General features: G+C 51.6%; 23 protein-coding genes. 15 read left to right on the plus strand and 8 right to left on the minus strand.

All coding sequences use genetic code 11. From position 1 onward, the window contains the following. The 6 genes from ACO0LG_RS14430 (at position 1) to ACO0LG_RS14455 (ending at position 7,325) form a co-directional block, all read left to right on the plus strand. Entirely contained in the window at positions 1-1,110 is a 1,110-nt protein-coding gene (locus ACO0LG_RS14430) for an STM4014 family protein (RefSeq protein ID WP_423027457.1), read from the plus strand. Next, positions 1,103-1,768 (plus strand): HAD family hydrolase, encoded by a 666-nt coding sequence (locus tag ACO0LG_RS14435; RefSeq protein WP_423027459.1) that lies wholly within the window; start codon positions 1,103-1,105, stop codon positions 1,766-1,768. Before ACO0LG_RS14430 ends, ACO0LG_RS14435 begins: the two co-directional genes overlap by 8 nt. Further along, positions 1,756-2,562, plus strand: coding sequence for an STM4013/SEN3800 family hydrolase (locus ACO0LG_RS14440; protein ID WP_423027461.1), 807 nt, complete (start codon positions 1,756-1,758; stop codon positions 2,560-2,562). The genes ACO0LG_RS14435 and ACO0LG_RS14440 overlap by 13 nt, the downstream gene beginning before the upstream one ends. Then, positions 2,559-3,908 (plus strand): STM4012 family radical SAM protein, encoded by a 1,350-nt coding sequence (locus ACO0LG_RS14445; protein ID WP_423027463.1) that lies wholly within the window; start codon positions 2,559-2,561, stop codon positions 3,906-3,908. Before ACO0LG_RS14440 ends, ACO0LG_RS14445 begins: the two co-directional genes overlap by 4 nt. Beyond that, complete coding sequence (locus tag ACO0LG_RS14450) at positions 3,905-4,765, plus strand: STM4011 family radical SAM protein (protein ID WP_423027465.1); 861 nt, start codon at positions 3,905-3,907, stop codon at positions 4,763-4,765. Before ACO0LG_RS14445 ends, ACO0LG_RS14450 begins: the two co-directional genes overlap by 4 nt. 235 nt (positions 4,766-5,000) lie before the next feature. Then, a complete protein-coding gene (locus ACO0LG_RS14455; RefSeq protein WP_423027467.1) occupies positions 5,001-7,325 on the plus strand; it encodes a TonB-dependent receptor plug domain-containing protein in 2,325 nt (774 codons plus the stop codon). Between the two features lie 152 nt (positions 7,326-7,477). Here ACO0LG_RS14455 and ACO0LG_RS14460 read toward each other — a convergent pair whose 3' ends face one another. Beyond that, positions 7,478-8,695: a citrate synthase family protein gene (locus ACO0LG_RS14460; protein ID WP_423027469.1), complete on the minus strand. Its 1,218-nt coding sequence runs from the start codon at positions 8,693-8,695 to the stop codon at positions 7,478-7,480. Positions 8,696-8,818: 123 nt separating this feature from the next. Here ACO0LG_RS14460 and ACO0LG_RS14465 point away from each other — a divergent pair, with 123 nt between their 5' ends. Next, positions 8,819-10,228 carry a CoA transferase gene (locus ACO0LG_RS14465; RefSeq protein WP_423027471.1) on the plus strand — a complete coding sequence of 470 codons (1,410 nt, stop codon included), beginning with the start codon at positions 8,819-8,821 and terminating at the stop codon, positions 10,226-10,228. Between the two features lie 2 nt (positions 10,229-10,230). On the opposite strand, the gene ACO0LG_RS14470 is transcribed toward ACO0LG_RS14465, so the two are convergent. The 4 genes from ACO0LG_RS14470 to ACO0LG_RS14485 all read right to left on the minus strand — a co-directional run bounded on the left by ACO0LG_RS14470 (position 10,231) and on the right by ACO0LG_RS14485 (position 13,245). Further along, the gene (locus ACO0LG_RS14470) at positions 10,231-10,968 is read right to left on the minus strand and encodes an alpha/beta fold hydrolase (RefSeq protein WP_423027473.1); all 738 of its coding nucleotides are present in this window, start codon (positions 10,966-10,968) and stop codon (positions 10,231-10,233) included. 7 nt (positions 10,969-10,975) lie between these two features. After that, a complete protein-coding gene (locus tag ACO0LG_RS14475) occupies positions 10,976-11,278 on the minus strand; it encodes a hypothetical protein (protein WP_423027475.1) in 303 nt (100 codons plus the stop codon). 102 nt (positions 11,279-11,380) lie between these two features. Next, positions 11,381-12,580 (minus strand): MFS transporter, encoded by a 1,200-nt coding sequence (locus ACO0LG_RS14480; protein ID WP_423027477.1) that lies wholly within the window; start codon positions 12,578-12,580, stop codon positions 11,381-11,383. 20 nt (positions 12,581-12,600) lie between these two features. After that, the gene (locus tag ACO0LG_RS14485; RefSeq protein WP_423027479.1) at positions 12,601-13,245 is read right to left on the minus strand and encodes an NAD(P)-dependent oxidoreductase; all 645 of its coding nucleotides are present in this window, start codon (positions 13,243-13,245) and stop codon (positions 12,601-12,603) included. A 132-nt stretch (positions 13,246-13,377) separates the two neighbouring features. Between ACO0LG_RS14485 and ACO0LG_RS14490 the strand changes: the two genes are divergently transcribed. After that, positions 13,378-14,259: a LysR family transcriptional regulator gene (locus ACO0LG_RS14490; RefSeq protein ID WP_423027481.1), complete on the plus strand. Its 882-nt coding sequence runs from the start codon at positions 13,378-13,380 to the stop codon at positions 14,257-14,259. 19 nt (positions 14,260-14,278) lie between these two features. Here ACO0LG_RS14490 and ACO0LG_RS14495 read toward each other — a convergent pair whose 3' ends face one another. Together ACO0LG_RS14495 and ACO0LG_RS14500 are read right to left on the minus strand one after the other, a co-directional pair. Continuing rightward, on the minus strand, positions 14,279-14,956 hold the full coding sequence (locus ACO0LG_RS14495) for a DUF1045 domain-containing protein (RefSeq protein WP_423027483.1): 678 nt from the start codon (positions 14,954-14,956) through the stop codon (positions 14,279-14,281). Positions 14,957-14,975: 19 nt separating this feature from the next. After that, positions 14,976-15,860: an amino acid ABC transporter substrate-binding protein gene (locus ACO0LG_RS14500; RefSeq protein ID WP_423027485.1), complete on the minus strand. Its 885-nt coding sequence runs from the start codon at positions 15,858-15,860 to the stop codon at positions 14,976-14,978. Positions 15,861-16,140: 280 nt separating this feature from the next. On the opposite strand from ACO0LG_RS14500, the gene ACO0LG_RS14505 reads away from it, so the two are divergent. Then, entirely contained in the window at positions 16,141-17,313 is a 1,173-nt protein-coding gene (locus ACO0LG_RS14505) for an alpha-D-ribose 1-methylphosphonate 5-triphosphate diphosphatase (RefSeq protein ID WP_423027487.1), read from the plus strand. Between the two features lies 1 nt (position 17,314). On the opposite strand, the gene ACO0LG_RS14510 is transcribed toward ACO0LG_RS14505, so the two are convergent. Next, positions 17,315-18,148: an SIR2 family NAD-dependent protein deacylase gene (locus ACO0LG_RS14510; RefSeq protein ID WP_423027489.1), complete on the minus strand. Its 834-nt coding sequence runs from the start codon at positions 18,146-18,148 to the stop codon at positions 17,315-17,317. Positions 18,149-18,341: 193 nt separating this feature from the next. Between ACO0LG_RS14510 and ACO0LG_RS14515 the strand changes: the two genes are divergently transcribed. The 6 genes from ACO0LG_RS14515 (at position 18,342) to ACO0LG_RS14540 (ending at position 25,791) form a co-directional block, all read left to right on the plus strand. Further along, the gene (locus ACO0LG_RS14515) at positions 18,342-19,550 is read left to right on the plus strand and encodes an ABC transporter substrate-binding protein (RefSeq protein WP_423027491.1); all 1,209 of its coding nucleotides are present in this window, start codon (positions 18,342-18,344) and stop codon (positions 19,548-19,550) included. A gap of 318 nt (positions 19,551-19,868) precedes the next feature. Continuing rightward, positions 19,869-20,108 (plus strand): acyl carrier protein, encoded by a 240-nt coding sequence (locus ACO0LG_RS14520; protein WP_423027493.1) that lies wholly within the window; start codon positions 19,869-19,871, stop codon positions 20,106-20,108. 1 nt (position 20,109) lies between these two features. Continuing rightward, positions 20,110-21,279, plus strand: a complete 1,170-nt coding sequence (locus ACO0LG_RS14525; protein ID WP_423027495.1) for an acyl-CoA dehydrogenase family protein — start codon at positions 20,110-20,112, stop codon at positions 21,277-21,279. Positions 21,280-21,291: 12 nt separating this feature from the next. Then, the gene (locus tag ACO0LG_RS14530; RefSeq protein ID WP_423027497.1) at positions 21,292-22,203 is read left to right on the plus strand and encodes an amino acid--[acyl-carrier-protein] ligase; all 912 of its coding nucleotides are present in this window, start codon (positions 21,292-21,294) and stop codon (positions 22,201-22,203) included. Between the two features lie 7 nt (positions 22,204-22,210). Further along, positions 22,211-23,197, plus strand: a complete 987-nt coding sequence (locus ACO0LG_RS14535) for a DUF1839 family protein (RefSeq protein ID WP_423027499.1) — start codon at positions 22,211-22,213, stop codon at positions 23,195-23,197. An 8-nt stretch (positions 23,198-23,205) separates the two neighbouring features. Next, on the plus strand, positions 23,206-25,791 hold the full coding sequence (locus ACO0LG_RS14540; protein ID WP_423027501.1) for a glycosyl hydrolase 2 galactose-binding domain-containing protein: 2,586 nt from the start codon (positions 23,206-23,208) through the stop codon (positions 25,789-25,791). The last annotated feature ends 10 nt before the right edge of the window (positions 25,792-25,801 follow it).

Consider the following 25,801-nt stretch of genomic DNA (forward strand, 5'->3'; position numbering starts at 1 on the left):
ATGCAACAGAAATTCCGTTTTGTACTGGTAGGCAACCCTGAAAACAGGCGTGTGCTTTTTTTTCAGGAAGCATTGCAGCAAGCAGGGCAGGATGCTGCCCTGGTCATCCCTTATCTGAGTATCTTGAATGGTGGCTGCCAACTTGCTGACATATTCAGGGATGGCGACACTGTCAGGGTTGAGTCCCCCGGTGAAAACTTTGCCGTAGAAAAGAAAATACTCACCCTTGGTGGTTTGGAAAATGCCAGCGCACTGGAAGATGAACGCGGCAGGATATATCACCCTCGACTATGGTTCCAGGGTTTTTCCACATTGATGGAATCCATAGCGCAGCAAGCCGGAAATGTGAGCTGGTTCAATCACCCTGATGATATTGTCAGCATGTTTAACAAACCCTTGTGCAAGCAACTATTGCCAGCGCTTACGCTGCCCAGCTTGCCTGTCTTTTCCAGTTATGACGAATTTTTTGCTTACGCAGAAAAGCAGGCCTACAGCCGCTTCTTCATCAAGCTGAATTCCAGTTCATCTGCATCAGGCATCGTTGCCTATGAACATAATAAAAGAAATGGCAAAGAACAGGCTTACTCTACTGTCGAAATCGTGCATGGTCTAGATGGTGAACGTTATTACAATTCACTGAAAATAAAAAAATATACCGCGCGAGAAGAAATAAGAAATATGTTGAATTTTTTATTTACGCAAGGTGCTATGGTGGAAAACTGGATACCCAAGGCCAGGCATGAAGACAGCTCTTATGATCTGCGGGTAATGGGTATTGCTGGCCAACGGAGACATGTAATTGCCAGACTTAGTCGTGGGCCCATGACGAATCTGCATCTGGGTAACCAGCGCTGTGCAGTGGATGAACTGGAATTGCCCTCATCGACCTGGCTAGAGATTGATACCCTGGTAGAAAAAACCATGCAGGCTTTCCCGCGTTCACTATACGCCGGGCTGGATATTTTGTTACCCAGAAATGCTAAATCACCTGTGCTGCTGGAAGCCAATGCCTTTGGCGATTTGCTGCCTAACTTGCTGCACAATGGTGAGAATACCTATCTGGCAGAAATCAATGCAGTCCTGGAAAGACAGAGGCTGCTCCATGACTAGCAAAAAGAAATCCAGCCTGGTTTTTGATATCGATAATACCCTGATAGACAGGGATGCAGCCTTTCATGCTTACATGCTGGATTTCATCAGCAGGAATCAGGCAGCATTTGCCGAAGAAGACATGTCACAGGTACATGCAAAAATTGCAGAGCTTGACTGCCATGGCAGAAAAGACCGCAAGCTCTTTTGTCATGAATTATTATTGCGTTTCCCAAAACTTTCTTATACCGCAGAAAGCTTTTGGGAAGATCACATGTCACTGCCAGATTTCGTGAAGCCAGATAGCTTGCTTAATGCGATGCTGGAACGCTTATCTGTTGATGACCAGCTCATCATTATTTCCAACGGTTCTGCAAGCATGCAGCGTCGCAAACTGCATCGGGCAGGTCTTGAGGATTATTTTGAACATGTCTTTATTTCTGCTGAAGTCGGTTTTGCCAAGCCTGATCATCGCTTGTTTTTTCATGCCTTAAGTCACTGTCGACATAGCGGTGTAGTCATGATAGGCGATGACTACATCAATGATATGCAGCCAGCCATGTCCTTGCAGCTAAGTACAGTTTTCATCAATCCTGGCAATGAAGCGGTCGCTATCAAGCCAGACCATGAGTTATCGGGTATCCATGATCTCGAGGAGGTTTTGGCATGCATGACATGAACCAGATCGTTGGTAAGAGCAATGTCCTCTTCATTACTCTCGATACCCTGCGCCATGACATTGCTGAGCAAGAGTTTGCTGCGGGGCGCACGCCTTTTCTTGCCAGTATATTGCCATCAGGCTGGGAAGAACGCCATGCTCCCGGTTCTTTTACCTATGCATCGCATTGTGCTTTCTTTGCTGGTTTTCTTCCTACGCCAGCCAAACCCGGCGTGTATGAACGCCTGTTCTCATTGAAGTTCGCAGGCAGTGAAACTACGGGTACGAACAGCTACAGTTTTGATACGCCAGACATCGTCAGCGGCTTTTCTGAGATTGGCTACCGCACTATCTGCATAGGTGGAGTGGGGTTTTTCAAGAAGCAAAATCCACTGTCTTGTGTTTTGCCCGATCTGTTCCAGGAAAGTTACTGGCAACAAGAATTTGGCGTGACCGATCCTGACTCAACCAGACATCAAGTTGAATTTGCCATAGAGTTGTTGCAACAAAAACTTGATCAAAAAGTTTTTTTATTTATGAATTTATCTGCACTACATCAACCCAATTGTCATTACCTGCCTGATGCAGTTGGTGACAGTGTAGCCAGTCATGCTGCGGCATTGCGTTATATCGACAGTCAGTTGCCACCCTTGTTTCAGGCGCTTAATCAAATGCGCGATACCTTCGTGATTATCAGTTCTGACCACGGCACTACCTATGGTGAAGATGGTTATACAGGACATAGACTGGGACATGAAAAGGTCTGGACTATCCCTTATGCTAATTTTCATATGCGCAAAGGGAGTCTGGCATGACAGAGATAGCTCTTGCATTTCGCCGTTACCTGGAAGAGACCAATCGTTTTCAAAGTTATCTGTATTCATACCCGCATAAAACAGCGTACAGGACTTTTGAAGAAAAGATGGATTTAAAACAGTTATGGGCAACCGAGAAAAAGCATGCGCTGTACCTTTACACGCATATTCCTTTTTGCCGCATGAAATGTTCGTTCTGTAATTTGTTTACCGTGTCGCATCCCAAGGAAGACCTGGTCAGTCTGTATCTGAAAAAAATCCAGTTGGAGGCTGAAGTAGTAAGGGGTAGCCTGGGTGATTTCAATTTTGCCGGTTATGCCATTGGCGGTGGTACGCCCAGTCATCTGGATGTCAAGCAACTGGAACAATTATTCTCGGTGTACACCAATACGCTTGGTGTGGATCTGAAAAGCACGCCAGGTTCTTTCGAGATTTCACCTGACACCATCAATGATGAAAAGCTGACTTTTCTGTCGCAACATGGCGTACAGCGTCTCAGCATAGGCATACAAAGCTTTATCGAATCCGAGGCACGTTCGGTAGGGCGGGTACAGCCAGAGACCATGATGGAGCCACTGCTCGAAAAAATAAGCAGCTATCAATTCCCGATTTTTAATCTGGATTTGATTTATGGCATTCCTGGGCAAACGCCGGAAACTTGGCTGGCATCGCTGCAAAAAGCGGTGCAGTGTCAGCCAACTGAAATTTTCCTGTATCCCTTGTATGTGCGCCCGCTGACTTCGCTATTCAAGAAACATGGCAGCATACAAATTGCGCAGAGCGGGGACATACGCAGCATGCTTTACCGTATCGGTCGAGACTTCTTGCAGGCAAACGGCTATATGCAAGACTCCATGCGCCTGTTCCGCAAGCCGGTAGCTGGTTTGCGTGAGAGTTCAGAATATTCATGTCAGGAAGATGGCATGATAGGCTTGGGGACCAATGCAAGGTCTTACACGACAGATGTGCATTACTCGACGGAATATGCGGTCTCCAAACCGAATGTGGCAGCGATCATCGACAACTATGTAGCCAAAGAACGTGCTGACTTCATGGTGGCGAATTATGGGATACGTCTGTCAGAAGATGATAGGAAACGGCGTTATCTGATCAAGTCTTTGTTGAAGGCGCAAGGGATGGATGGTGCGCATTACCAAAGCATTTACGGGAAAGATGTCTATGCAGATTTTCCTGAATTGCAAACCCTGCTGGAAATGAATCTGGCGCAAGAGAACGCCGGACGCTTGCAGTTGCAGGGTGAGGGTATGGCTTATTCTGATCTTATTGGTCACTGGTTTATTTCGCCAGCAGTCAAACAAAAGATGCAGGAGTATGTCACCAAATGAGCCTGAAAGTCATATACCGTGGCCATCTGACAGATTGCAATTACAGTTGCGAATACTGCCCGTTTGCCAAAGAAAAAAACAGCCGCGAACTGCAGGCGCTGGATAAAAAAGACCTGGACAGATTCGTCGCCTGGGTAGAACAAAACAGCAGCGCAGACCAGCCCATGGAAGTGTTTATTACACCCTATGGTGAAGCCCTGGTGCGCAAATGGTATCAGGAGGCAGTGATACGTTTGTCGCATCTGCCGCATGTGAGCAAGGTCGCGGCGCAAACCAATCTGGCCTGGAATACACAATGGCTGTCGCGTTGCCATACCCAGACGACAGCTTTGTGGACTACCTATCATCCTGACTTTGTGACGGAGGAAAAATTCCTCAGTAAATGCAATGAACTAGCCGCATTACAAATACGCCATAGCGTAGGTGTAGTGGGGTTAAAGCAACATTTCCCGCAAATTACTTCTCTGCGTCAGCGCCTGCCACAGCATGTGTATATGTGGATCAATGCCTACAAGCGTGAAGTTGATTATTACTCGGAAGAAGAAATCGCTTTCCTGGAAGATATCGATTACCTCTTCAGGTTGAACCTGCCATGGTATGAAAGCATGGGTAAAGATTGCAAGGCGGGCAGTGAGGTGGTGTCTATCGAAGGTAATGGTGACCTGTTCCGCTGTCACTTCATCAAGACCCGTAAAGGCAATATCTTTACAGACCCGCTGGCCAGCATGCTCAAGAAAGAAACCTGTAGCAAAGCGACTTGCCACTGCCACATAGGCTATATCCATCTGGATGCCATGCAATCGCAAGAAGTGTACGGCAGCGGCTTGCTGGAAAGGATACCCGTGCGTTTTGCCTGATAAACGGCGATGAGATAAACGTTTTTTCCTTATATGTTTTTTTCATGCTTTAAGCTGAAAACAATCGTTTGTCGTCTATGCACAAGGAAGTAATATCGGTTCAACCAAAGTTCATTAGCATAGAAAGAGACCGCGCATGAGTACCGCATCATATTCCACATTGCATTCGACATTACTTTCCTCACCATCTTCATTGTTGCCAAAAAGGCGTAATGCATTACTGGTTACAGCATTGATGTCTGCCTTATCTGCGATGTCTGCACAGGCACAAGAAATTATCCCGCCACAATCAGACACCGTGATTGTGACTGGTACTCGCAGCATCAAACGTACTGTGTCTGATTCTGAAGCGCCGGTTGATATATTAACTTCCAAAGATTTGCAGTCCACAGGTTCTGGTGAGCTCGCTACGGTATTAAGCCGTTTGTTGCCTTCCTTGAATTTCCCTCGTCCTGCCGTGGCAGATGGCACTTCCGCCAGCCGCCCGGCACAATTGCGCGGCCTGTCGCCTGACCAGACCCTGGTGCTGGTGAATGGCAAGCGCTGGCATACTTCGGCTGTTGTGAATGTGAATGGTACAGCAGGGCGCGGTTCTTCACCGGCTGATTTGAATACCATCCCTATCAGTTCGATTGAAAAGATAGAAGTCTTGCGTGATGGTGCAGCAGCGCAATATGGTTCAGATGCGATTGCCGGTGTCATCAACATCATCCTCAAAAAAGGTGCAAATGGCGGTGAAGTGCAACTAAGTGGCGGTCAATACAGCAAGCGTGATGGTACTCAGGGAAGTGTTACGGCCAATTTTGGTACGGCACTGGGCGACAAGGGCTGGGCACGTTTTACCGCAGAACAGCGCAATCAGAATGAAACCAACCGCGCCGGTGCTGATTTACGTAATCCGCTAGAACCCTTGTATGGCAGGGTCAACCAGGTACAGGGTGACCCTAAGCTGCAACAGACCAATCTGGGTGCCAATGCCTCGCTGGCACTTGCGACAGACTTGGAATTGTATGGCTTTACCAATTACAGCCGCCGCAGTACCGATGCTGCTGCGACCTGGCGCACTGCCTACACCACAGGCACGACTTTGCGTACATCTCTGTACCCAAATGGCTTCCTGCCGAATGAAGCGGGGACAAATACGGATGTGTCCGTCGTCGGCGGCATCAAAGGCCGTACCGACGGCTGGCGTTGGGATGCCAGTGTCAATTATGGTTCCAGTGAATTCAGCCTTGATGTCAACAACACTGTCAACCTGAGTCTGGGTGCCACCAGCCCGACGAAGTTTTATGCTGGCAAGCTGAAAAATACCCAGACCCTGGCAAACTTTGATGCAGCCAAGGAATTTGAATTTGCCGGACTGGCAAACCCGCTGACGTTGGCTGTTGGTGCAGAATACCGTCGCGATCAATATGAAATCGGGGCGGGTGAAGCGAATTCTTATTTTGGCAGTGGTGCACAGGGTTTCTCTGGTTTCCAGCCTTCGAATGCAGGCAGTTTCAGCCGTCACAGCGCATCTATTTATGCGAGTATCGAAGCTGAATTGAGCAAACAACTGAGTGCTTCGCTGGCCTTAAGACATGAGAACTACAGCGATTTTGGCAGTGTCACTTCCGGTAAATTGTCGAGCCGTTTTGAATTCACCAAAGAATTTGCCTTGCGTGCTGCGGCATCGAATGGCTTCCGTGCTCCTTCACTGGCGCAGCAGAATTACACCATTTCCACAACTAACCTGATCACCATAAACGGTACATCGCAGCTGGTGGATACTGGCACTTTTGGTGTCGCCACGGCTGCTGCCAAAGCCTTGGGCGCTGTACCGCTGCAAGCAGAAAAATCACGTAACTATAGCTTGGGTGCAGTCGTGCAGCCAAGCAAGAATGCCACCCTGAGTATTGATGCTTATCAGATCGATATTGATAACCGTATTCTGTATTCTGGCAATCTGGTCTTGCCTGCGGCTTTGCAAAGTGTACTGGCGCAGCAGGGTGTACTGGTGGGTGCAGCGCGTTATTTCACCAATGCGCTGGATACCAAAACCCGTGGTGTTGATGTTGTCGGCTCTTACCAGATCCCGTTGTCTGGCACAGACAAGCTGGGCTTTACCTTGGCTTACAATCACAACGACACGACAGTTAAAAATGTCGCCGCCAATCCAGCGATTCTGACGCAAAACAATCTCTTGCTGATAGACAGGCAAACCATTAACCGCGCGACAGAGGCAACACCAAAAGACAAATTCAGCATCGCTGCTGACTATGCCTTTGCTAACTGGAATATCCACGGCCTGGCAACCCGCTACGGTAGTTTTGTCTCGCCACAAAATAACGTCACTCTGGATCAGACTTATAGCGCCAACGTCGTACTTGACCTGGCGGCCAGCGTCAAACTGGGTAAATGGACTATCAGCGCCGGTGTCGATAACCTGACAGACAAATATCCTGATCTGGTGACATCGGCAGGCAACTTGAATTCTGGCGGAACTCTGCCTTACAGCACGTTTTCACCTTATGGTTTCAATGGCCGTTACTACTATGCGAAGGCTGCTTACGCCTGGTAATGATGTGATTTGACCTTGCTTTTTGTTAAGGGCTGCTTTATGCAGCCCTTTTTTATGCAGCTCTTTTTATTTGCCAGTTTGCTTAAGATCGTTAAATTAATTTTGGCTTAAACAGGAAGTTCGACCAGATTCGCCTGGTACACAAACCTGATTCAATCTGACACAGTGTCAGGGAATTTGCCCACATACCTGGCACGCGGCCGGATGAGCTGGCCGGTTTCTACCTGTTCCATGGCATGGGCTATCCAGCCTGCCGTGCGGCCCAGTGCAAACAGGATTTGCGCTGCCCCCAATGGCAATTGGCAGGCAATTTCCACGGCGACCAGACCATAGTCTATGTTCAGCTTTTGTCCTGTCAGTTCTTTTGCCATGTCGGCCACGGCAAACAAGCCTGCGTGCTTATTCCTGTCCAGCATGTTCATCAGGAGTGCACTACGCGGGTCGCCATCAGGGTAGAGTGGATGACCAAAGCCTGGCAGTCTTTGTGAAAAATGGTGGCTGGCATCATGGCTGCGCAGGCGTTTTGTCAAAAAGCTCGAGATGTCACTTGGTGGTGTGACCATTGCAGCACGCAACATGCGGCTGACGCGCAGGCTCTCACCGCCGTGTTTGGGGCCGGAGAGTGCCGCCAGCCCTGCCACTAATGCCATACCCATGTTCGCACCCGCAGACGCGACGCAGCGTACGGTAAAAGTTGATACATTCAATTCATGATCTGCACTGACGACCAGCGCCGCGCGTATAAGCGCTACCTGCTTTGCATTTAATTGCCATGCTACCGCAAGTTTTTGGTGAAAAGGCTGGTAGTCAGGTGCTATACCCAATAGTGCCGCTGCCGTCAGGTGCATCCATAGCATGGCTTTTTGGTGAATATGGATGTCTTGCATTTCCTCAACGGTTGTAGCCAGTATGGGTAATATGCTGATCGCCCTTTCGTAAGGTGGAAGATGCGCCGTCAAGTCCAACATTTTTGGCCATAGCGTAATCAAAGCAGTCAGACAAGTTGCGGGGAGAGCGGGGCTGATCTCGCTATTCCATAAAATCGATGCAATCTGTTCCAGTGTATGTGTAGCTGCGAGTTCAGCTACCGCGTGACCACGGTAATACAGTTTGCCATTCGCCACCTGCGTGATCCTGGATTCAAGGACAGGCACGCCCCAGTCTATTGCTGATTCCGCTGCCCCGCCTGCGCGCTTACTATCGCTGGTGCGTGCCAGCAGGCGTAATACTTCTTCCTTCACATACCGTTTGGCTCTCTGCCCTTCGAAATGGTGAGATTGCAGCAAGCCACGGCTGACGTAGGAATACAAGGTAGGCAGGCTGATGCCGAGCAGTTCGGCAGCTTGTCTGGCAGCGAGGGTGTTATCCATGATTAATTTATATTGATAGTCAGAATCAAGATTGACCACAGGGTGATGCAGATTCTAGACTGCAAACATACAAGATCAGATGAGCGCATTGTGCGCTAGTTTGCATTTTTTTGGGAGAGCATGATGTCGGCTGAAACTTTATTGGCGTCTTTATGGCAAATGGGAGGTGGCCAGCCTGAGGCTTTGCAGCAACTGACATTCAGTAGCGACAGCGCACAACTGCCATCTACTTTCCCGGTGGGTGATGCGGCCTCTGCCAGCATTGCAGTGCAAGCCCTGATGGCTGCGCAGTTATGGCAGGATCGTGGTGGGGCTGAACAAAAGATCACGGTGGACAGGCGTCATGCCCTGGCCATGTTCAAGAGTGACCGCTATCTCAGTATCAATGGCAAACCTGCCGATGACCCCTGGAGCAAGATAGCTGGTTATTACCAGGCGGGTGATGGTCGCTGGATACAATTGCATACCAACTTCCCGCATCACCGTGATGGCGTGTTGGCGATCTTGCAATGTGCAGAAGAGCGCACTGCAGTCGCCAAAGCCATCGCTGGATGGCAGGCGGCAGAGCTGGAGCAGGTACTCGCCGATGCAGACATGTGTGCCGCCATGATACGCACAGAGCAGGAATGGCATGCGCATCGGCAGGCACAGGCGATTGCTGAATTGCCCCTGCTTGAAATCAGGAAGATCGCTGACGGCCCTGTCATTCCATTGAGCCGGAATGATAGACAGCGCCCCTTGCGTCCATTAAGTGGCGTGCGTGTGCTGGACTTATCCAGAGTGATTGCGGCACCCGTAGGTGCACGTACCTTGGCACAGCATGGTGCCGATGTGTTGGCTGTCGGTGCCGCGCACCTGCCCAATATCATGCCGCTGGTGGTCGACACTGGCCGCGGCAAACGTTCAACACAACTGGATTTACGTGATGCTGAGGGAAGGAAGCAATTGCATGAACTGATATGTGGTGCTGATGTCTTCATGCAAGCATACCGCCCCGGCGCTATCGCTGAGCTTGGATTTTCGGTAGAAGAACTGTGTGCATTGAATCCCGGCCTGATACACGTCAGCCTGTCCGCTTATGGACATGTCGGCCCTTGGGCATACCGCCGTGGCTTTGACAGCCTGGTACAATCTGCCAGTGGCATTGCGGATACAGAGGGCAGAGCGGCAGGCAATGCTGCGCCAGGCAAGTTGCCTTTCCAGGCACTGGATCATGCAACAGGTTATCTGTTGGCGTATGCGACCATGCTGGCCCTGCAAAAACGTTCAATAGAGGGTGGTAGCTGGCAGGTCAGGGTATCGCTGGCGCAAACTGGCCGCTGGCTGCAAGCCATGTCCAGACGTGGTTTGCATGAAGATGCTGCAGAATTGCGGCCCGATGAAATTGCCAGTTTTTTGCAAAGGTCAAGCTCAGGTTTTGGCGAGATGCAGGCGATTGCGCCGGTAGAAAAAATGAGTCTTACGCCGGCTCGCCTGGATTTGCCTGCACCAATACTTGGTCAGCATGCGCCAATATGGTTGCCAAGAGGCTAGGTTTAAACCCCATTCTGCTGCAGCCAGTCATGCAATGTGGCGATGAGTTCTGGTGCTTTTTCCAGTGGCGACATATGGCCGCAATCTTCGATGATATGCAGTATGGCGTTTGGCAATCCGTGCGCCAGTTTCTCTGATTCTGCAAGGCTGCGCATCTGGTCGTTTCTGCTGGCGACGACCAGGGCAGGGCAAGTAATCTCAGGCAATTCATGATGACCATCTGCACGAGCTATGGACAGTTGCTGCAAAAAGACCTGCTTGCCAAGCGTCAGTGACATTGCCTGCAAATGTGCCAGTATGACAGCATCATCCTGGCGTTGCGGATGCAGGGCGCGGCGCAGGGCAGTCATGGTCTGGCCCTTGTACGGATAGTGTTCCAGTAGTTTGATTTGCTGACGGTTTTTGTTGTCTTCATCTGCTGTGCTGACGCGTGCTGAAGTGTTCAGCAAGACAAGACCATGTAAGACTTTGTTTTGCTGATGCGCCAGCCATGCCATATGGCGTGCCACGTAGCCACCCAGAGAAAAACCGACAATGATGCCATTGTCCGGCAACACCGGAAGCAGGCGTGCAGCCATATCCTCTATGCTGTTTCCCTCATTCAGATCAGCGAAACGCACTTGTCCCAATTGCTCCAGCCGGGGCAACATGAATTTCCATAAACTGGCATCGCACATGAAGCCGGGGATGAGCAGGAACTGCCGTGCTGGTCTTATATCAGGTAGCGTGGATTCTGACATGTAGCTACTATTTCTTTTTGATGTTTTGCAAAAGATTACTCACTTGTTGGCTCACCGGTATGTCGTGCTGGCGCAGTAACTGTACATGCAAGACCAGGTTTTCCAGCACCAGCTTTGCCGCGACTGCCAGCAAAGTGACTTGCCTGTCTTCATTACTGAAGTTTTCCATGGCATCGGCCATGTCGCACAGATGCTGCGCAGTGATGGCGCGCAGCTCATCTTCTTCAAAGGGCAGGTCCGCAAAATCTATCGGGTCTTCCTTTTCCACTTCCCTCATTAAATCCTGTAATTGCTCTGGTGTGATGGACATGCGCACTCTCTCCAAAAATAGCGAGCCGGACTTTATGCCATTTCTCTATCCTCATTCTAGCTTGCTTTTGGGGGCGCTGAATACTGGCCTTATTTTCTGATTTTATTTTTTGATCGATAGTCCAAAGACTGCCAGCCCACCCAGTGCCAGCAATGCACCGAGCCAGCCGGTTGAGGTCCAGCCATATCCCATCGTGATGACCATGCCACCCAGCCATGCGCCGAGTGCGTTTGCGACGTTGAATGAAGAGTGATTCAAAGCTGCAGCCAGGGTCTGCGCTTCACCTGCCACATCCATCAAGCGTATCTGCAAGGCTGGGCCGACAGCGACCAGGGTACCGAGCAAAAATACCCAGATGATTGCTGATATTGTGTAGGTCATCGCGAAAGAAACGCCACCCAGCACAAGCGCATTCCACAGCAGCAGGCCAGCGATAGAGCGTAGCAGATTTTTGTCGGCCAGCCGCGCGCCCAGTATGCTGCCAACCACCATGCCAATGCCAAACAGTGACAGGGTCAAAGGGATGATGCCAGGAGACAGTTTCGTGACTTCAGTAAGTATTGGTTTGATATAACTGAATACGGCAAACATGCCACCAAATCCCACCGCACCTACGCCCAGTGTGAGCCAGACCTGTTTGTTGGCCAGCGCACCCAGCTCATTCCTTGGATTTGCGTTTTTTGTTGCGGCCACACCTAGTACGGCGAAATACACAGCCACACTGCTGAGTACAGCCAGGGCGGCGACAAAAATATAGGCAGCACGCCAGCCCCATGCCTGCCCCAGCCACGTTGCGACAGGTACGCCAAGCAGGGTAGAACTGGTCAGGCCCAAAATGACCAGCCCTACTGCCGTGGCACGCTTTTGTGGTGCCACCATATTGGCTGCGACCAGTGTGGCAACACCAAAGTAAGCACCGTGTGGCAGGCCAGCGATAAAGCGCACAATATTCAGTGACAGGAAATCTGTTGTCAGTGTTCCGGCAAAATTACCGGCTGCGAACAGCAAGATGAGCGCGATCAGCAAAGTTCTGCGCGGCCAACTTGCTGTCAGCACGGCAAACATGGGCGCGCCGATGACCACACCAAAGGCATAGGCACTGACGACATGGCCAGTCTCTGGTATGGAGACTGCCAGGTCTTTAGCCACTTCCGGCAGTAAGCCCATCATGGCAAATTCGCCGGTACCTATGGCAAATGCACCCAGACCCAATGCAGTGACGGCATATAAAAATCTGCGTTGCGTATTTTCAGTTGCACGGGCATTCACTGATGCTGGTGTCGTCGATATGGTATTGGGCATGATGGACAATCAGGGGAAGATTAATTGGCGACGGTGAAGCGTTTTTGTATATGCTTCGGTGTTTCCAGTTCATCCACGATGGCGACCGCCAGATCCTGTACAGAAATGCCTGCCGGTGCATCGGCAATGCCGGGTAGCAGATTGTCGGCACCTACGCGGTATTTGCCACTGCGTTCGCCGGGTGCCAGACCGATAGGCGGTGACAGGAAGCTCCATTCCAGCAAGTCTTCTTTCTTGATGAGATCCAGGGCTTCCCTGGCTGCCAGTGCGCCTTGTTTGTATTGAGCAGGGAATCCTGGTGTATCAACCAGTTGCACGCCAGGTGCCACGAACAGGCTGCCTGCGCCACCCACCACCAGCAGGCGTTTGACACCTGCCTGTTTGATGCCGGTAAAGATGGCTTGCGTGCCCTGCAAGAACAGGTCATGGATTTGCGCTTCGCCCCAGCCTGGGTTGTAGGCGCTGACCACGGCATCTTGCCCCGTTACCGCCTGTGCGACCTGCGCCGCATCGAGTACATCTGCCGTTACCACGGTAAGACCGGCTTGCGCGGCCACTTTGGATGGGGTGCGTGCCAACAGGGTGACTTTATGTCCGCGGCGCAGCAATTCTGCCAAAACGGGTGTGCCAACAAAACCGGTGCCGCCAATTAATGCGATTTTCATTTGAAACTCCTTTGTGTGTATGCTTAGTTTGTGATGCATAGTTTGAATGCTTAATGATTTCTTGAATAGATAACAAAAATCACTAATACTGTGAAGCTGTGCTAACAAATTGATGGTTTATCAGGAGGGGAGATGGAACAGTACAAACGCATGGCCCTGTTTGCCGAAGTGGTTACCGCAGGCTCGCTGACCAGTGCCGCCCGCAAGCTGGGCATGACGCCTTCTGCTGTCAGCCAGCATTTGCGGGCATTGGAATCCGACCTGGGCTTATCGCTACTACATCGCTCGACTCGCAAGCTGACGCTGACAGAGGCAGGGGCGCGTTACTTTGAGGGTTGTGCTGCCATGGTGGCCGCTGCCCGTTCTGCCGAGCAGGCGCTGGCCCGCCACAGGGATGAGCCGCAGGGTGAATTGCGCGTCGCCGCACCGATAGGCTTTGGCGGCATGCTGGCGCAAGCGCTGGCACCACTGCAAAAATATCCAAAGCTGAGTTTGTGCCTGCTGGTGGATGATGCCGTGGTTGATCTCATTGATGAACGTATAGATATCGCGCTGCGGGTAGGTAATTTGCCTGATTCCAGTCTGGTGGCACGCAAGCTGGGCAGCATGTCTGCCCAGTTATGCGCAGCGCCTGCCTATCTGAATGAGCATGGCTGGCCGCAGCATCCTGAGGACCTGGAGCAACATGTCTGGCTCGGTGGCGCGGTTACCCGTCATTTGCAGTTGTCAGGCCCAGACAAAGCCAAAATCGAAATGAAGCTGCCAGTCAGGATCAGGGCGACTCAAGTCACGGCCTTGCATGCGCTATGCGTGGCAGGCTGGGGGATCAGCATTGCGGTCAGTGAAGATGACCACCAGGCTCTGGCGAATGGCAGCCTGGTACCAGTTTTGCCAGACTGGAAATTGCCTGACCTGATCTTGCATGCGATTACGCCACGCCGTGATGAACAGCCAGCCAAAGTACGCCATGCCTTGTCCTTGTTGGCAGAGCACGTCGCCAGATACGCAATGTGAGGAAACAGGCGTGCGTGCTTCAGCCAAATGGATAGCGGGCCAGCAATTCAAAATCTGCCCCTGGCTCAGCTTCCATGAAGAGGGTAATACCATCAATGATCAGAGGTTCTGATAAATTGAAATGCCGGACTGCGGCATCATGCAGACTGTCTGCAACTGCCCCCGCATCCAGCCTGTCAGTCAGCGTCATATGGAAACGGAATTCTTCTGCTGTGTATGGATAGCCCCATTCCAGCAGCAATTCGTTTTGACGGAGACTTAAGGGTACTTTCTGGCGGCGCATCAGTTCAGCTTCGCTCATGGCTGCACGGAAATGATCGAACTGCCTGACGCAGTTAAAGGCAAATTCGTTCAGCACAGCCTGGACAGCGCTTGGGAGCAAGGCCAGGAATTTGCCCATCCATTGCACCTGCGGTGCATGTATCTGGATATTGTTTCGGTGTGCGCAAAATTCTTGCAAGGCCTGACGCAAGTCAGTCTCGGTCAGGCCATCCGCAAGCCGGAAAGGTGCTTTCAGCGTGGCATGAAAACCATAGCGACGCGCATCGCGGGTGAGCTGTTGCTGCAAGCCAGCATCCAGACCGGCGATGGCGGGCTGTGGCAGCAACTGGCCGCTGGCTGCATCGCGCCCCAGCCAGTTACTCCCTTGCTGCCACCAGATACCTTCGGGTGCAAAATACAGGGCGTAGCGTGTCATGCCATTTTCTTGCCCTGGGTCAGTCAGCAACCTGATCGGTAGGGAAGCGTAGAGAATCCCTGAGCAGGAAGCCCATGGACATATTCATGTTTATATTTTTCGGTGGTATCGGTTTGGTAAACCATTTTTCATAGATGCGGTAGATTTCATTCTCATGGATGAGTCTCAGCATTTCGCTATCGACGATCTTCTTGAAGCCGGGATCATCCTTGCGCATCATGATGGAGTAGGGTTCTATCGACAAAGGGTCGCCAACGATGGCGAAGGATGCTGGCGCCTTGGATTCTGCGCGCAGGCTGTAGAGCAATACATCATCCATAGGGAAGGCGTCAGCCTTGCCTTCTTCAACCATCTTGAAAGAATCCTGGTCGCTATTGCCTTCCACCAGTTTGATGTTCAGTGAGCTGGTGTCATTCCTGTCATTCAGCAATTTGACGGTGGTGGTGCTCTTGGTGGTGACAACGGTACGGTTGCGTAATTGCGGCCAGTTCTTGATGCCGCTATCGGCTTTCACCAGTGCGCGTACGCTGGAAAAGAAATGTGGAATGGTGAATGCCACTTTCTTGCGTCGCTCTGCATTATTGGTGGTGCTGCCGCATTCCAGGTCTATCTTGTCTTCCAGCAGGGCGGTGAAGCGGGTGGTGGAATCGACAGAGTAAAACTGTATCTTCATGGCTGGCATTTTGAGCTCTTTTTTGATGGCATCTGCCACCTTCAGGCACAGATCTACCGAATAACCGAGAGGCTGCTTGTTTTCATCCGTATATGAAAATGGTGCAGTTTCACGGATACCTATCACCAGGGTCTGGGTTTTGCGTATTTTGCCTATCGTATCGCCTGCTTGTGCCAGCAGGGGCAGGGTCAGGCACATCATGGCAGTCATGCCACCAATTGCTTTTCGCATCATATTTTCCACCCGTGATTTTGTGATTAACATCGTGAGATCAGGCCTTTTGCTAGTCGACTCTACCAGCCATGGTACAAGACAATGTATGAAATTGAAGCGCATCAGCTAAACAAGATTTAGTAAAAAAGGTAAAATTATATTGCGTGATCGTGATGTTTAAGCTAACAAGATGTTTTCCTGATATGCGTTACTGACAAGCTTGCTTGTGTGTTTTGCCTTGCTGGCTCATTGGCAAAATCATGCTAAGGTAGCGATATCCATACAGTTTTTCATCACCATGAATTTTCCATCTGACTCCAGCTCAAATCTTCAAACGTTGTTAACAATACGCAACGCCCGCATCGTCAGTGCCGACAGTGTGTTTACTGGTTCCATGGTCGTCAGCCAGGGCAAGATCAACGAACTGGCTGGTGGTGATGTTGGTTTGGCAGGTGAAGACTGGCAAGGGGATTATTTATTACCTGGCCTGGTGGAAGTGCATACCGACAACATGGAAAAACACCTCATGCCACGTCCCAAGGTGCACTGGCCCGTCATGCCAGCGATACTTGCGCACGACGCGCAAATCGCTGCAGCTGGCATTACTACCGTGCTCGATGCAATAGCAGTCGGTGATATCGACCCCGACAGTGTGCGCATGCAAACCTTGAAGCCTTGTGCAGATGGCCTGCGTACTGCCAAGCAGGCGGGTTTATTGCGTGCCGAACATTTCCTGCATATGCGACTGGAACTGGCAGAGCCGGATTTGCTACACCTTTTCTCTCCCTTTCTGAAGGACGAAAGACTCAAGCTCGTCTCGCTGATGGACCATACCCCCGGCCAGCGGCAGTGGACAGACTTGGCGCATTACCGCGTCTATGTCACAGGCAAGCGTGGCTGGAGCGAGCAAAAGGTCGACAAGATGCTGGGCATCTTGCTGGAACGCCAGCAACGCCATGTGGCCGAAAACCGCCAGCTCGTCATACAACTATGCCAGCAACATGCACATCCCATCCCGCTGGCTTCGCATGATGATACGACAGCAGAGCATGTACATGAAGGCGTGGCTGACGGCGTCAGTATTTCAGAATTTCCGACCAGCCTGCTGGCGGCGCAGATGGCGCGGCAGCAAGGTTTGGCTATTGTCATGGGCGCACCCAACCGTGTGCGTGGCGGCTCGCATTCAGGCAATGTATCGGCTGGTGAATTGGCCAGGCATGATTTGCTGGATATTTTGTCTTCCGACTATGTGCCCGCCAGCCTGTTGCAGGCCGCCTTCATGCTGCAGGAAGATGGTTATGACCTGCCCAAGGCAATCGCCACCGTCAGCAAGACACCTGCCCGGGCATTGGGTCTGCATGACAGGGGTGAAATTGCAGCGGGGCTGAAGGCAGACTTTATCCGTGTGCGCATGCTGGATAACTTGCCCGTCGTCATCGCAGCATGGCGTGACGGCAGGCAAATAGCCTGAGTTATTGCTGCAGCACTGCCTGTATTGCACTGAGTGCTTCCAGCGCACCCATGGCCAGACCTACATCCTGGGCATACTGCACTTGCGGCTCGCGCAGGTTGATGCGCAGCAGGCGGCAGCCAAAATGGGCTTGCATGCGCTGGCTGAAATTACGTACGCTGGGTACGGCCGTGCCTGCCCCGATTTCTATGATCAGAGGCCGTTTGACCTTGCTCAGCCAGTTTGATTGCCGCTCAGCCTGTTGCTGCTGTCTTTGTGCATTCCAGTCGGCATCGTCAAACATCAGGATATTCGGCCTGGCCATGCCGCCACAATGCGGACAGACCGGTGCAGTATTCATCAGCTGGCAATTGACTTCATCGACTTCTGGCATAAACTGATCTGCTTGCCAGATGCTGTCACGGCAAGGTAACAGACATTGCAGGTAGTGGATGGAACCATGGCATTCATGGATCAGCGCCGTATCCAGGCCCGCTTGCTGGAAATGCCCATCTACATTGCTGGTATACACACTCAGTCCATGGGTTTTGCTGCTGCCCCATTGCTTGAGTAGGTCAAAGCCCATATGAGGACGGATCTGGCGGTAGAGTGACAGCCTGTGTCCATAAAATCCCCAGGCTTGTCGGGGGCGGCGGCGAAAAGCTGCCGGGTTGGCGATTTCATAAAAGGGGATGGCTTGCTGGCCCAGCGCCGGATAGGCTTTCCAGAAGCCTTCGCTGCCACGAAAATCGGGCAGGCCAGAATCGACACCCATGCCTGCACCTGCCGCAATCACCAGGCTGTCTGCCTGGGTGATGAGCTCTGCTGCCTGGTGTATCAGATGAGCTGGATGCATGATGAAGCGCTTAAGTGAGTTTTCGATAGGTCTTAAAAGGATAAATAAACCTGGCCTGCCTGCGTAATGTGCCATTTCTCTTAATTTCAGGCAAGTCTGTCTGAAAATTGTAAGCAAGCATGAAAATCTGATACTTAACAGGCCAAGTTGATGCAAACTGTTGCAAACAGACAATTATTTTGGAGACTCAGGTATGCGAATTACTTCTGCACTCATAGCCGGACTTTTTCTCACACTGGCCCTGCCTGTGACTTCACATGCCGAGGAGGCGCCGATACGCATAGGCATCATAGGTCCGTTTACCGGCAAGTCTTCTACCGATATGGGCGAAAGCATACGCGGCGGTGCCAGGGTATTTCTGCAAGACATCAATCAGATAGGTGGCGTCATGGGGCGGCGTATAGAACTGGTCGAGCGTGATGACCAGGCCAAGCCTGACATTGGTGCTGCCATGGCAAAAGAACTGATAGACAAGGAAAAGGTCGTCGCTGTTGTCGGTTATGCCAATACCGGCGTGGTCTTGCAAGCCGCCAGGGTTTTCCAGGAAAGTAAAAAACCGCTCATCATCAGTGCCGCCACCGGTGCCGCAGTGACCAAGCAATTCATGCCACCTGCGATCCCTGACAGTTATGTATTTCGCCTCGCTGGTAGCGACAATCTGCAGCCATCAGTGATACTGGCAGATGTCATCGACAAGCGCAAGATGACGCAAATTGCCATCCTGCATGACGACAGCCCATACGGTAGCTATGGCAAGGAAAACCTGCTGGCTGAATTGCAGAACCGTAAAATCACGCCTGTCGCGGTCGAGAGCTTCAAGGTTGGTGACCAGGATATGACGACTCAGTTGAGCAAGGCCAAGCAGGCCGGTGCGCAAGTCGTGATCCTGTATTGCCTGAGTTCTGAAGCCGCCATGGTCGCCAATGGCATGGGCAAGGTCAAACTCAATGTGCCACTGACAGGCTCCTGGACCCTGTCGCAGCGCAGCTTTGTGGAGCTTGCTGCGAACAATGCCGAAGGCGCACGCATGCCGGTTACCTTCATAGAAAATGATGCAAGCAGCCGCAGTAATGAATTCGTGCTCAACTACCTCCGCATAAATAATGTTAAATCCATCCCGTCTGCCGTGTCTGCCGCGCAGACTTATGATGCACTGAGAATGCTGACCCTGGCACTGATGCAGGCGAATTCTACTGATGGTGACAAGATCAAATTGGCGCTCGAAGACATGAAGTACGACACTACTTCTACCGTCATCTCACGTTATAAAAAACCGTTCTCGAAAAATGATCATGAAGCAGTTGCCCGTAACATGCTTTTCATAGGAGAAATCCGGCGTGGCAAGGTGACTTATGCGTATAAGGAAGACGCCAATAACAGCCTGATCTTGCGCACCAAATAGGCCAGCGCCCTTCCTTAAAATGTATCAACTTGATTTACCGCACCCCTCTTGCACTGCTAGCGGGGCTGTCGCTGTTCATGGAAAATTTCTTTGTAATTTAATTGCCTTTGGGAAATTAAAACGTAACCAAATTTAACTACGGTTACATGGTCATTCAGCTATGCTGTTAACTTTAAGGCATGCTTGCTGTACGCACTACAAGGCCCTGCCACTGAACTTGCTCAAGCCGCATTTTCCAGTGACTGCCGCTTGCCTTTTACTTTGTACAGTTTGATCCTGAAAAGGATACGCTTTCCAGAAAAGACAAGAAAGGTCACCATGAGCAAAGAACAGATACGTCAGGTATTAAAAGAGCATGGCAAATTTTCCGCCGATATCGATAGCCTGGCAGATGATGCTGACCTGTATGAAGCGGGTATGACTTCACATGCCAGCGTGAATGTCATGCTGGCACTGGAAGATGCTTTTGATCTGGAATTCCCCGACCGCATGCTCAAACGCAGCGTGTTTGAAAGCATCAATGCCATCGATGCAGCGGTACAAGAATTGACGGCATGATATGGATACCCCGGCCACTCCCATGATATTGGCGGCCAGGCTGGTCGCCAAAGAATTTGCCGCCCCTCATGCTCATGCCGTAGATCAGGAAGCACGCTTCCCCATCGAAGCCGTGACTGCTCTCAAGCGTGAGAAATTGCTGAGTGCCTACGTGCCTGCAGAGTTGGGTGGTGCGGGTGTTGGCCTGACTGAACTGGTACAGATCGTTGAAACCCTGGCGCGCGAATGTGCCGCCACCGCCATGATTTATGCCATGCACCAGATCCAGGTGATCAGCATAGTCCGCCATGCAATGGACAACCCCTGGTACCAGAATTATTTGCGCGAACTGGTGCAGCACCAGTATCTGATTGCTTCTGTAACTTCAGAAGTCGGTGTTGGAGGCGAAATGCGCCGCAGTCATTGTGCGGTGGAGGTGGATGGTCAGCGCTTCAAGCTGGTCAAGGATGCGACCACGATTTCTTACGGTGCCCAGGCGGATGATTTACTGGTGACTGCAAGACGCAATCCTGATGCTGCCCACAGTGATCAGTCATTAATTCTGGTACGCAAGGCAGATTACACGCTGGAACAAAAAGGTGGCTGGGACACCATGGGCATGCGTGGCACCTGTAGCCCACCCTTCCTCATGAGCTCTGTTGGCGATGTGGCGCAGATTATCGATGCCCCCTTTGGTGACATGTCAGCACAAACCGTGGTGCCGGTATCGCATCTGCTCTGGGGTGGTTGCTGGATGGGTTGTGCAGCAGCCGCCGTCAATAAAGCCAGGGCCTTTGTGCGTGGTCAGGCCCGTGCCAATCCGGGCACTGTGCCGCCGACAGCATTGCGCCTGGCCGAGCTGGTCAGCATGATGCAAAGCCTGCGCACGTCCGTGCAAGCCTGCCTGACTGAATATGAAGCGCTGGCTGTGGCAGATGATGCTGCAGTTGGTGTGCTGACATCGATGGGATATTCGCTGAAAATGAATAACCTCAAGATAGACGCCACTCAGGCACTGCCCAACATCGTGGCCAAGGCCTTATCCATCTGCGGCATACTCGGCTACAAGAACGATAGTAAATTCAGCATGAGCCGCCACCTGCGCGATGCCCATTCAGCCGCCATCATGGTCGGCAATGACCGCATATTGGCCACCAATGCCAATTTGCTGCTGGTACTTAAAGACGACTAGGAAAGGTTTTTCATGTCTATTGATTTCTCTCCTGAAGGCCTGACCGATGACATGGTCGCTGCCGGGCACATCATCCCCGTAGGCGTACAAGGTATTTTTGGCCGTGGTCCGGTGTTTGAAGATGTGCTGCGCCGTTTTGATGACTATGTCAGCCGGGTGGCAGTGAACGATGGCGCTGTGAAAATGTCTTTTCCCCCCTGCCTCGACCGCAAGGTGCTGGAGCGCAGCGAATACCTGGATTCTTTCCCGCAACTGGCGGGCACGATTTTCAGTTTCACCGGCAATGAAGCCCAGCATAAAGAACTCATGGAAAACGTCCACGAAGGCCGGCCGTGGACGCATCTGCAAACCATGACCGCAGTGTGTTTGACGCCTGCTGCCTGCTACCCGGTGTATCCCAGTTTCACAGGTACCGTTCCTGCCGAGGGGCGCCTGGTGGATATGCAAAACTGGGTGTTCAGGAATGAGCCCTCGCCAGAACCTACCCGCATGCAGTCTTTCCGCGTGCGTGAATTTGTCCGCGTTGGCACACCTGACATGGTAGTGGAGTGGCGGGATATCTGGTTGCAGCGCGGGCTGGATATTTTAAAGTCCCTGGGTTTGCCTGCGCATTCAGATGTCGCCTCTGATCCTTTTTTTGGCCGTGGTGGCCGCATGCTGGCGGCCAACCAGCGTGAACAGCAATTAAAGTTTGAAGTATTGGTGCCAGTGATCTCCGAAGCTAAACCGACGGCGGTATGTTCCTTCAATTATCACCAGGATCATTTCGGCAAACTGTTTGAGATTTATCAGCAAAATGGCGAGCTGGCCCACACAGCCTGCCTCGGCTTTGGCCTGGAGCGCATCGTCATGGCCTTGTTCAAGACGCATGGCATGCAGCCTGAGAACTGGCCTCAGACTGCGCGCGATATATTGTGGTCATGATGTGGTCATGAGCCTGCACGCTTTACATCCGATTATTGCCAGCGCCTATCAGCCACATGCCCTGCATGGTGCTGACCGTGCCTGGGCAGAAACCAATTGCTATATCGATGTCTGGATAGAGGTCTTGCATGCGCAGGAATTGAACCCGCTGGCCTGCCTGCCCATGGTGTTTGCCAATGATTTTGATGGTGACCAGTGGACGTTTTACAAACCACCGCACGAAGACCTGTTTGCCCTTTATGGCATTGATGTGCAGGAGCTCAATGTCTGGCGCGGCTTGTTCAGCAATGCTACAGTCCAGCTAGGCCGTGGCCGCCTGGTGCTGACTGAGACGGACTCCTTTCATTTGCCCGATACTGCCGGCACAGACTACCGCACGAATCACGTCAAGACCACGATAGCGATACAGGAAATTGACTTGGCGCAGCATAAGCTCGGTTATTTTCATAACAGCAGCTATCATGAATTGCAGGGCGAGGATTTCATTGAAACCTTCAGAATAGGCAAGCCGCATGATCCTGCTTTTATGCCGCTGTTTGCCGAGTTCGTGCGCCTTGATCATGTACAGAAAAAAACAGATGCAGAACTGGCCGCAATTTCTCTGTCACTTTTGCGCAAATATCTGGCCAGACGCCCGCGCAATAACCCTGTCAGCCTGTTCCTGCCGGTATTTGTTCGCGATGTAGAGCAATTGAAAGAACAGGGTATGGCTGCCTATCATGCCTATGCGTTTGCATGTCTGCGTCAACTCGGTGCAGGCTTTAGTCTGGGCGCACATTATTTGCGCTGGCTGCAACAACACCAGCCCTTGCAGTTTGATGCCGCAGCCATGGAATTTGATGCCATTTCTGAAATCACAAAGACCTTATTGTTGAAAACCGCCAGAGCCGTCATGGGCAAAAAAGCCGTTGATCTTGCCCCGCTGGTAGAGCAACTGGCGGTGCATTGGCAACAGGGCATGGCAACGCTGGATAGCAGCCTGGCTGGCGGGTGAATGCATACATGACAGACGAAATACTCATTCCGATTTCTGCTGGCTGGCATGCTGTACAAGTTGCTGCCGGTACTCCGATGTCGCCATCCATATTGCATTCTGCATTGCCTGCGAAAATGTCGGTTCAAATACCGGCGCAGGTGCCAGGTACTATCGCCAGCGCACTACGTGTTGCAGGGCAATTTGACTACGGCAAAGACAATTTCGATGAGGTTGATGTCTGGTATTTTTGTGAACTTGATTTGCCTGGCAATGCTGCCTTCCTGCATTTTGATGGCCTCGCTACGCATGTTGAAGTTTACTGGAATGATGATCTCATTTTGCGTAGCGAGAATATGTTCATCGCCCACAGCCTTGATCTGGCTACGCTTGCCATCAGTGGCAAAGGTCGTTTGAGCTTGCGCTTCCTGGCCATGAATACCCAACTGGCACAACGCCGCCCGCGCCCGCGCTGGAAAACCCGGTTGGTCGAACAACAGCAATTGCGCTGGGTGCGTACCAGCCTGCTGGGGCGTATGCCGGGCTGGTCACCACCGGTAGCGCCAGTCGGTCCGTACCGGCCCATTCTGCTGGAATTGCAAAGTCCTGCACGCATCACAGGTAAAAATATCAGCAGCAAGATTGATGGCACTGATGCTGTGCTGGATATTGAATTGACTGTGCAGATCCAGCAGGCCGTGCCTTCCTGTGCCATCAACATTGGTGAACACGAATTTATCCTGGATTGTGAGCATCTGGATAAAAATCTGTACCGCGTCCACGGTCAATGCAAGATAGATGAAGTCAAAAAATGGTGGCCGCATACACATGGTGATGCGGCACTGTATCCATTGGAACTGCATGTTTCATGTACCAGTGACAAGCAAATTAATAAGCAAATCATTGATCTTGGCCGCACTGGTTTTCGCCAGATAGAGGTAGATCAGCGCGATGGCGATTTCAATCTGCATGTGAATAATGTTCCTGTGTTTTGTCGTGGCGCCTGCTGGACGCCTGTCGACATCATCTCCCTGCAAAATGGGAGCAATGATTTACGCCACATGCTGACACTGGCGCGCGATGCGGGTATGAATATGCTGCGCGTGACCGGCACCATGGTGTATGAGACCGCAGAGTTTTATCAGCTATGTGATGAACTAGGCATTCTGGTCTGGCAAGACTGCATGTTTGCGAACATGGATTATCCTGTCATCGACGAAGCTTTTGCTGTCAGCATTACGACGGAAGTGCAGCAATTCCTGCAACGTACGCAAAGCTCACCTTGCATTGCCGTGGTTTGTGGCAATAGCGAAGTGGAGCAACAGGCTGCCATGCTGGGCCAGCCGGCAGAACTTTGGCGTAATGCATTTTTTGCAGAGACCCTGCCTGCGCTGTGTGAGCAATACAGGCCTGATGTGCAGTACTGGCCATCCAGCCCCAGTGGTGGTGTTATGCCCTTCCAGCTTGATACTGGCGTTGCCCATTACTTTGGTGTCGGTGCCTATCTGCGGCCACTCGATGATGCGCGCCGCAGCGTGATACGCTTTACCTCGGAATGCCTGGGATTCTCGAATATGCCCGACGACGATCTGATTGACGGCATGCTCAACAATGGCGAGACACCAGGCTTGCATCCGGCCTGGAAACTGGGCGTACCGCGCGACAATGGCACAGGCTGGGATTTTGAAGACGTGCGCGATCATTACATGGCAGAGCTGTATAAAGTAAATCCAGCTAGCCTGCGCTATGCTGAGCGTGAACGCTATTTGTCACTGGCTCGTACCACGACCGGTGAAGTCATGGCGAAAACCATCGCTGAATGGCGTCGCAGTGGTTCTACCTGCCATGGTGCACTGATCTGGTTTTGGCGTGACCTGAGACCAGGTGCAGGCTGGGGTGTCATTGATGCCCATGGCAAACCCAAGGCGGCCTATTATTATCTGAAGCGCGCCATGGCAGCGTTGACCGTTCTCATCACTGACGAAGGCTTGAATGGGCTGGCTTTGCACGTCATCAATGACGGGCAGCAGGTGTTCGAGGGAGCGCTGGAACTGAATCTCTACCGCCATGCGGAAAGCCGTGTGGCCCATGGCCGTATTGCCGTGCAGGTGGCGGCACACAGTGTAAGCAAAGTACAGGACTATGTTTTATTGCCGCATTTTGTCGACACCAGTTATGCCTATCGCTTCGGGCCTGCCGGGCATGATGTGGTGGAGGCTGTTTTGTATGACCGGGAGCAGATCATCGCCAATGACTTCCACTTCCCGCAGGGGCATCAATTTGCCATGCAGGCCGATGTGGGTTTGCGTGCCCATTGTAGTTTGGATGTGGACGGTAATCATACCCTGCATCTGAGTACGCAAAAGCTAGCACAGGCAGTGTGCATACAAATCCCGGGCATGCTCCCAGAAGATAATTATTTTCATATGGCGCCTGGCAACAGCAGGCAAGTGCGTCTGGCTGTCATTGACGGCAAATCCCCCAAACCGGGGCATGTGCAGGCACAAAATGCGCTGGCTAGTGTCAGGGTGGCTATGGAAAACACGACAGCTAGTGCAGTAAATGGTGTGGTAACTACTACAGTAACTGCTACAGCAACTACTGTAGTAAATTAGCGGGGCAGAT

This window comes from Undibacterium sp. Ji42W (assembly GCF_049340405.1).
In the GTDB taxonomy this organism is placed as follows: Bacteria; Pseudomonadota; Gammaproteobacteria; order Burkholderiales; family Burkholderiaceae_D; genus Undibacterium.

What these genes read in the sequence shown, in the direction of transcription:
- ACO0LG_RS14430 (WP_423027457.1), top strand. Translation starts at nt 1, where the DNA reads ATGCAACAGAAATTCCGTTTTGTACTGGTAGGCAACCCTGAAAACAGG.
- ACO0LG_RS14435 (WP_423027459.1), top strand. Translation starts at nt 1,103, where the DNA reads ATGACTAGCAAAAAGAAATCCAGCCTGGTTTTTGATATCGATAATACC.
- ACO0LG_RS14440 (WP_423027461.1), top strand. Translation starts at nt 1,756, where the DNA reads ATGCATGACATGAACCAGATCGTTGGTAAGAGCAATGTCCTCTTCATT.
- ACO0LG_RS14445 (WP_423027463.1), top strand. Translation starts at nt 2,559, where the DNA reads ATGACAGAGATAGCTCTTGCATTTCGCCGTTACCTGGAAGAGACCAAT.
- ACO0LG_RS14450 (WP_423027465.1), top strand. Translation starts at nt 3,905, where the DNA reads ATGAGCCTGAAAGTCATATACCGTGGCCATCTGACAGATTGCAATTAC.
- ACO0LG_RS14455 (WP_423027467.1), top strand. Translation starts at nt 5,001, where the DNA reads ATGTCTGCCTTATCTGCGATGTCTGCACAGGCACAAGAAATTATCCCG.
- ACO0LG_RS14460 (WP_423027469.1), bottom strand. Translation starts at nt 8,695, where the DNA reads ATGGATAACACCCTCGCTGCCAGACAAGCTGCCGAACTGCTCGGCATC.
- ACO0LG_RS14465 (WP_423027471.1), top strand. Translation starts at nt 8,819, where the DNA reads ATGTCGGCTGAAACTTTATTGGCGTCTTTATGGCAAATGGGAGGTGGC.
- ACO0LG_RS14470 (WP_423027473.1), bottom strand. Translation starts at nt 10,968, where the DNA reads ATGTCAGAATCCACGCTACCTGATATAAGACCAGCACGGCAGTTCCTG.
- ACO0LG_RS14475 (WP_423027475.1), bottom strand. Translation starts at nt 11,278, where the DNA reads ATGTCCATCACACCAGAGCAATTACAGGATTTAATGAGGGAAGTGGAA.
- ACO0LG_RS14480 (WP_423027477.1), bottom strand. Translation starts at nt 12,580, where the DNA reads ATGCCCAATACCATATCGACGACACCAGCATCAGTGAATGCCCGTGCA.
- ACO0LG_RS14485 (WP_423027479.1), bottom strand. Translation starts at nt 13,245, where the DNA reads ATGAAAATCGCATTAATTGGCGGCACCGGTTTTGTTGGCACACCCGTT.
- ACO0LG_RS14490 (WP_423027481.1), top strand. Translation starts at nt 13,378, where the DNA reads ATGGAACAGTACAAACGCATGGCCCTGTTTGCCGAAGTGGTTACCGCA.
- ACO0LG_RS14495 (WP_423027483.1), bottom strand. Translation starts at nt 14,956, where the DNA reads ATGACACGCTACGCCCTGTATTTTGCACCCGAAGGTATCTGGTGGCAG.
- ACO0LG_RS14500 (WP_423027485.1), bottom strand. Translation starts at nt 15,860, where the DNA reads ATGCGAAAAGCAATTGGTGGCATGACTGCCATGATGTGCCTGACCCTG.
- ACO0LG_RS14505 (WP_423027487.1), top strand. Translation starts at nt 16,141, where the DNA reads ATGAATTTTCCATCTGACTCCAGCTCAAATCTTCAAACGTTGTTAACA.
- ACO0LG_RS14510 (WP_423027489.1), bottom strand. Translation starts at nt 18,148, where the DNA reads ATGCATCCAGCTCATCTGATACACCAGGCAGCAGAGCTCATCACCCAG.
- ACO0LG_RS14515 (WP_423027491.1), top strand. Translation starts at nt 18,342, where the DNA reads ATGCGAATTACTTCTGCACTCATAGCCGGACTTTTTCTCACACTGGCC.
- ACO0LG_RS14520 (WP_423027493.1), top strand. Translation starts at nt 19,869, where the DNA reads ATGAGCAAAGAACAGATACGTCAGGTATTAAAAGAGCATGGCAAATTT.
- ACO0LG_RS14525 (WP_423027495.1), top strand. Translation starts at nt 20,110, where the DNA reads ATGGATACCCCGGCCACTCCCATGATATTGGCGGCCAGGCTGGTCGCC.
- ACO0LG_RS14530 (WP_423027497.1), top strand. Translation starts at nt 21,292, where the DNA reads ATGTCTATTGATTTCTCTCCTGAAGGCCTGACCGATGACATGGTCGCT.
- ACO0LG_RS14535 (WP_423027499.1), top strand. Translation starts at nt 22,211, where the DNA reads ATGAGCCTGCACGCTTTACATCCGATTATTGCCAGCGCCTATCAGCCA.
- ACO0LG_RS14540 (WP_423027501.1), top strand. Translation starts at nt 23,206, where the DNA reads ATGACAGACGAAATACTCATTCCGATTTCTGCTGGCTGGCATGCTGTA.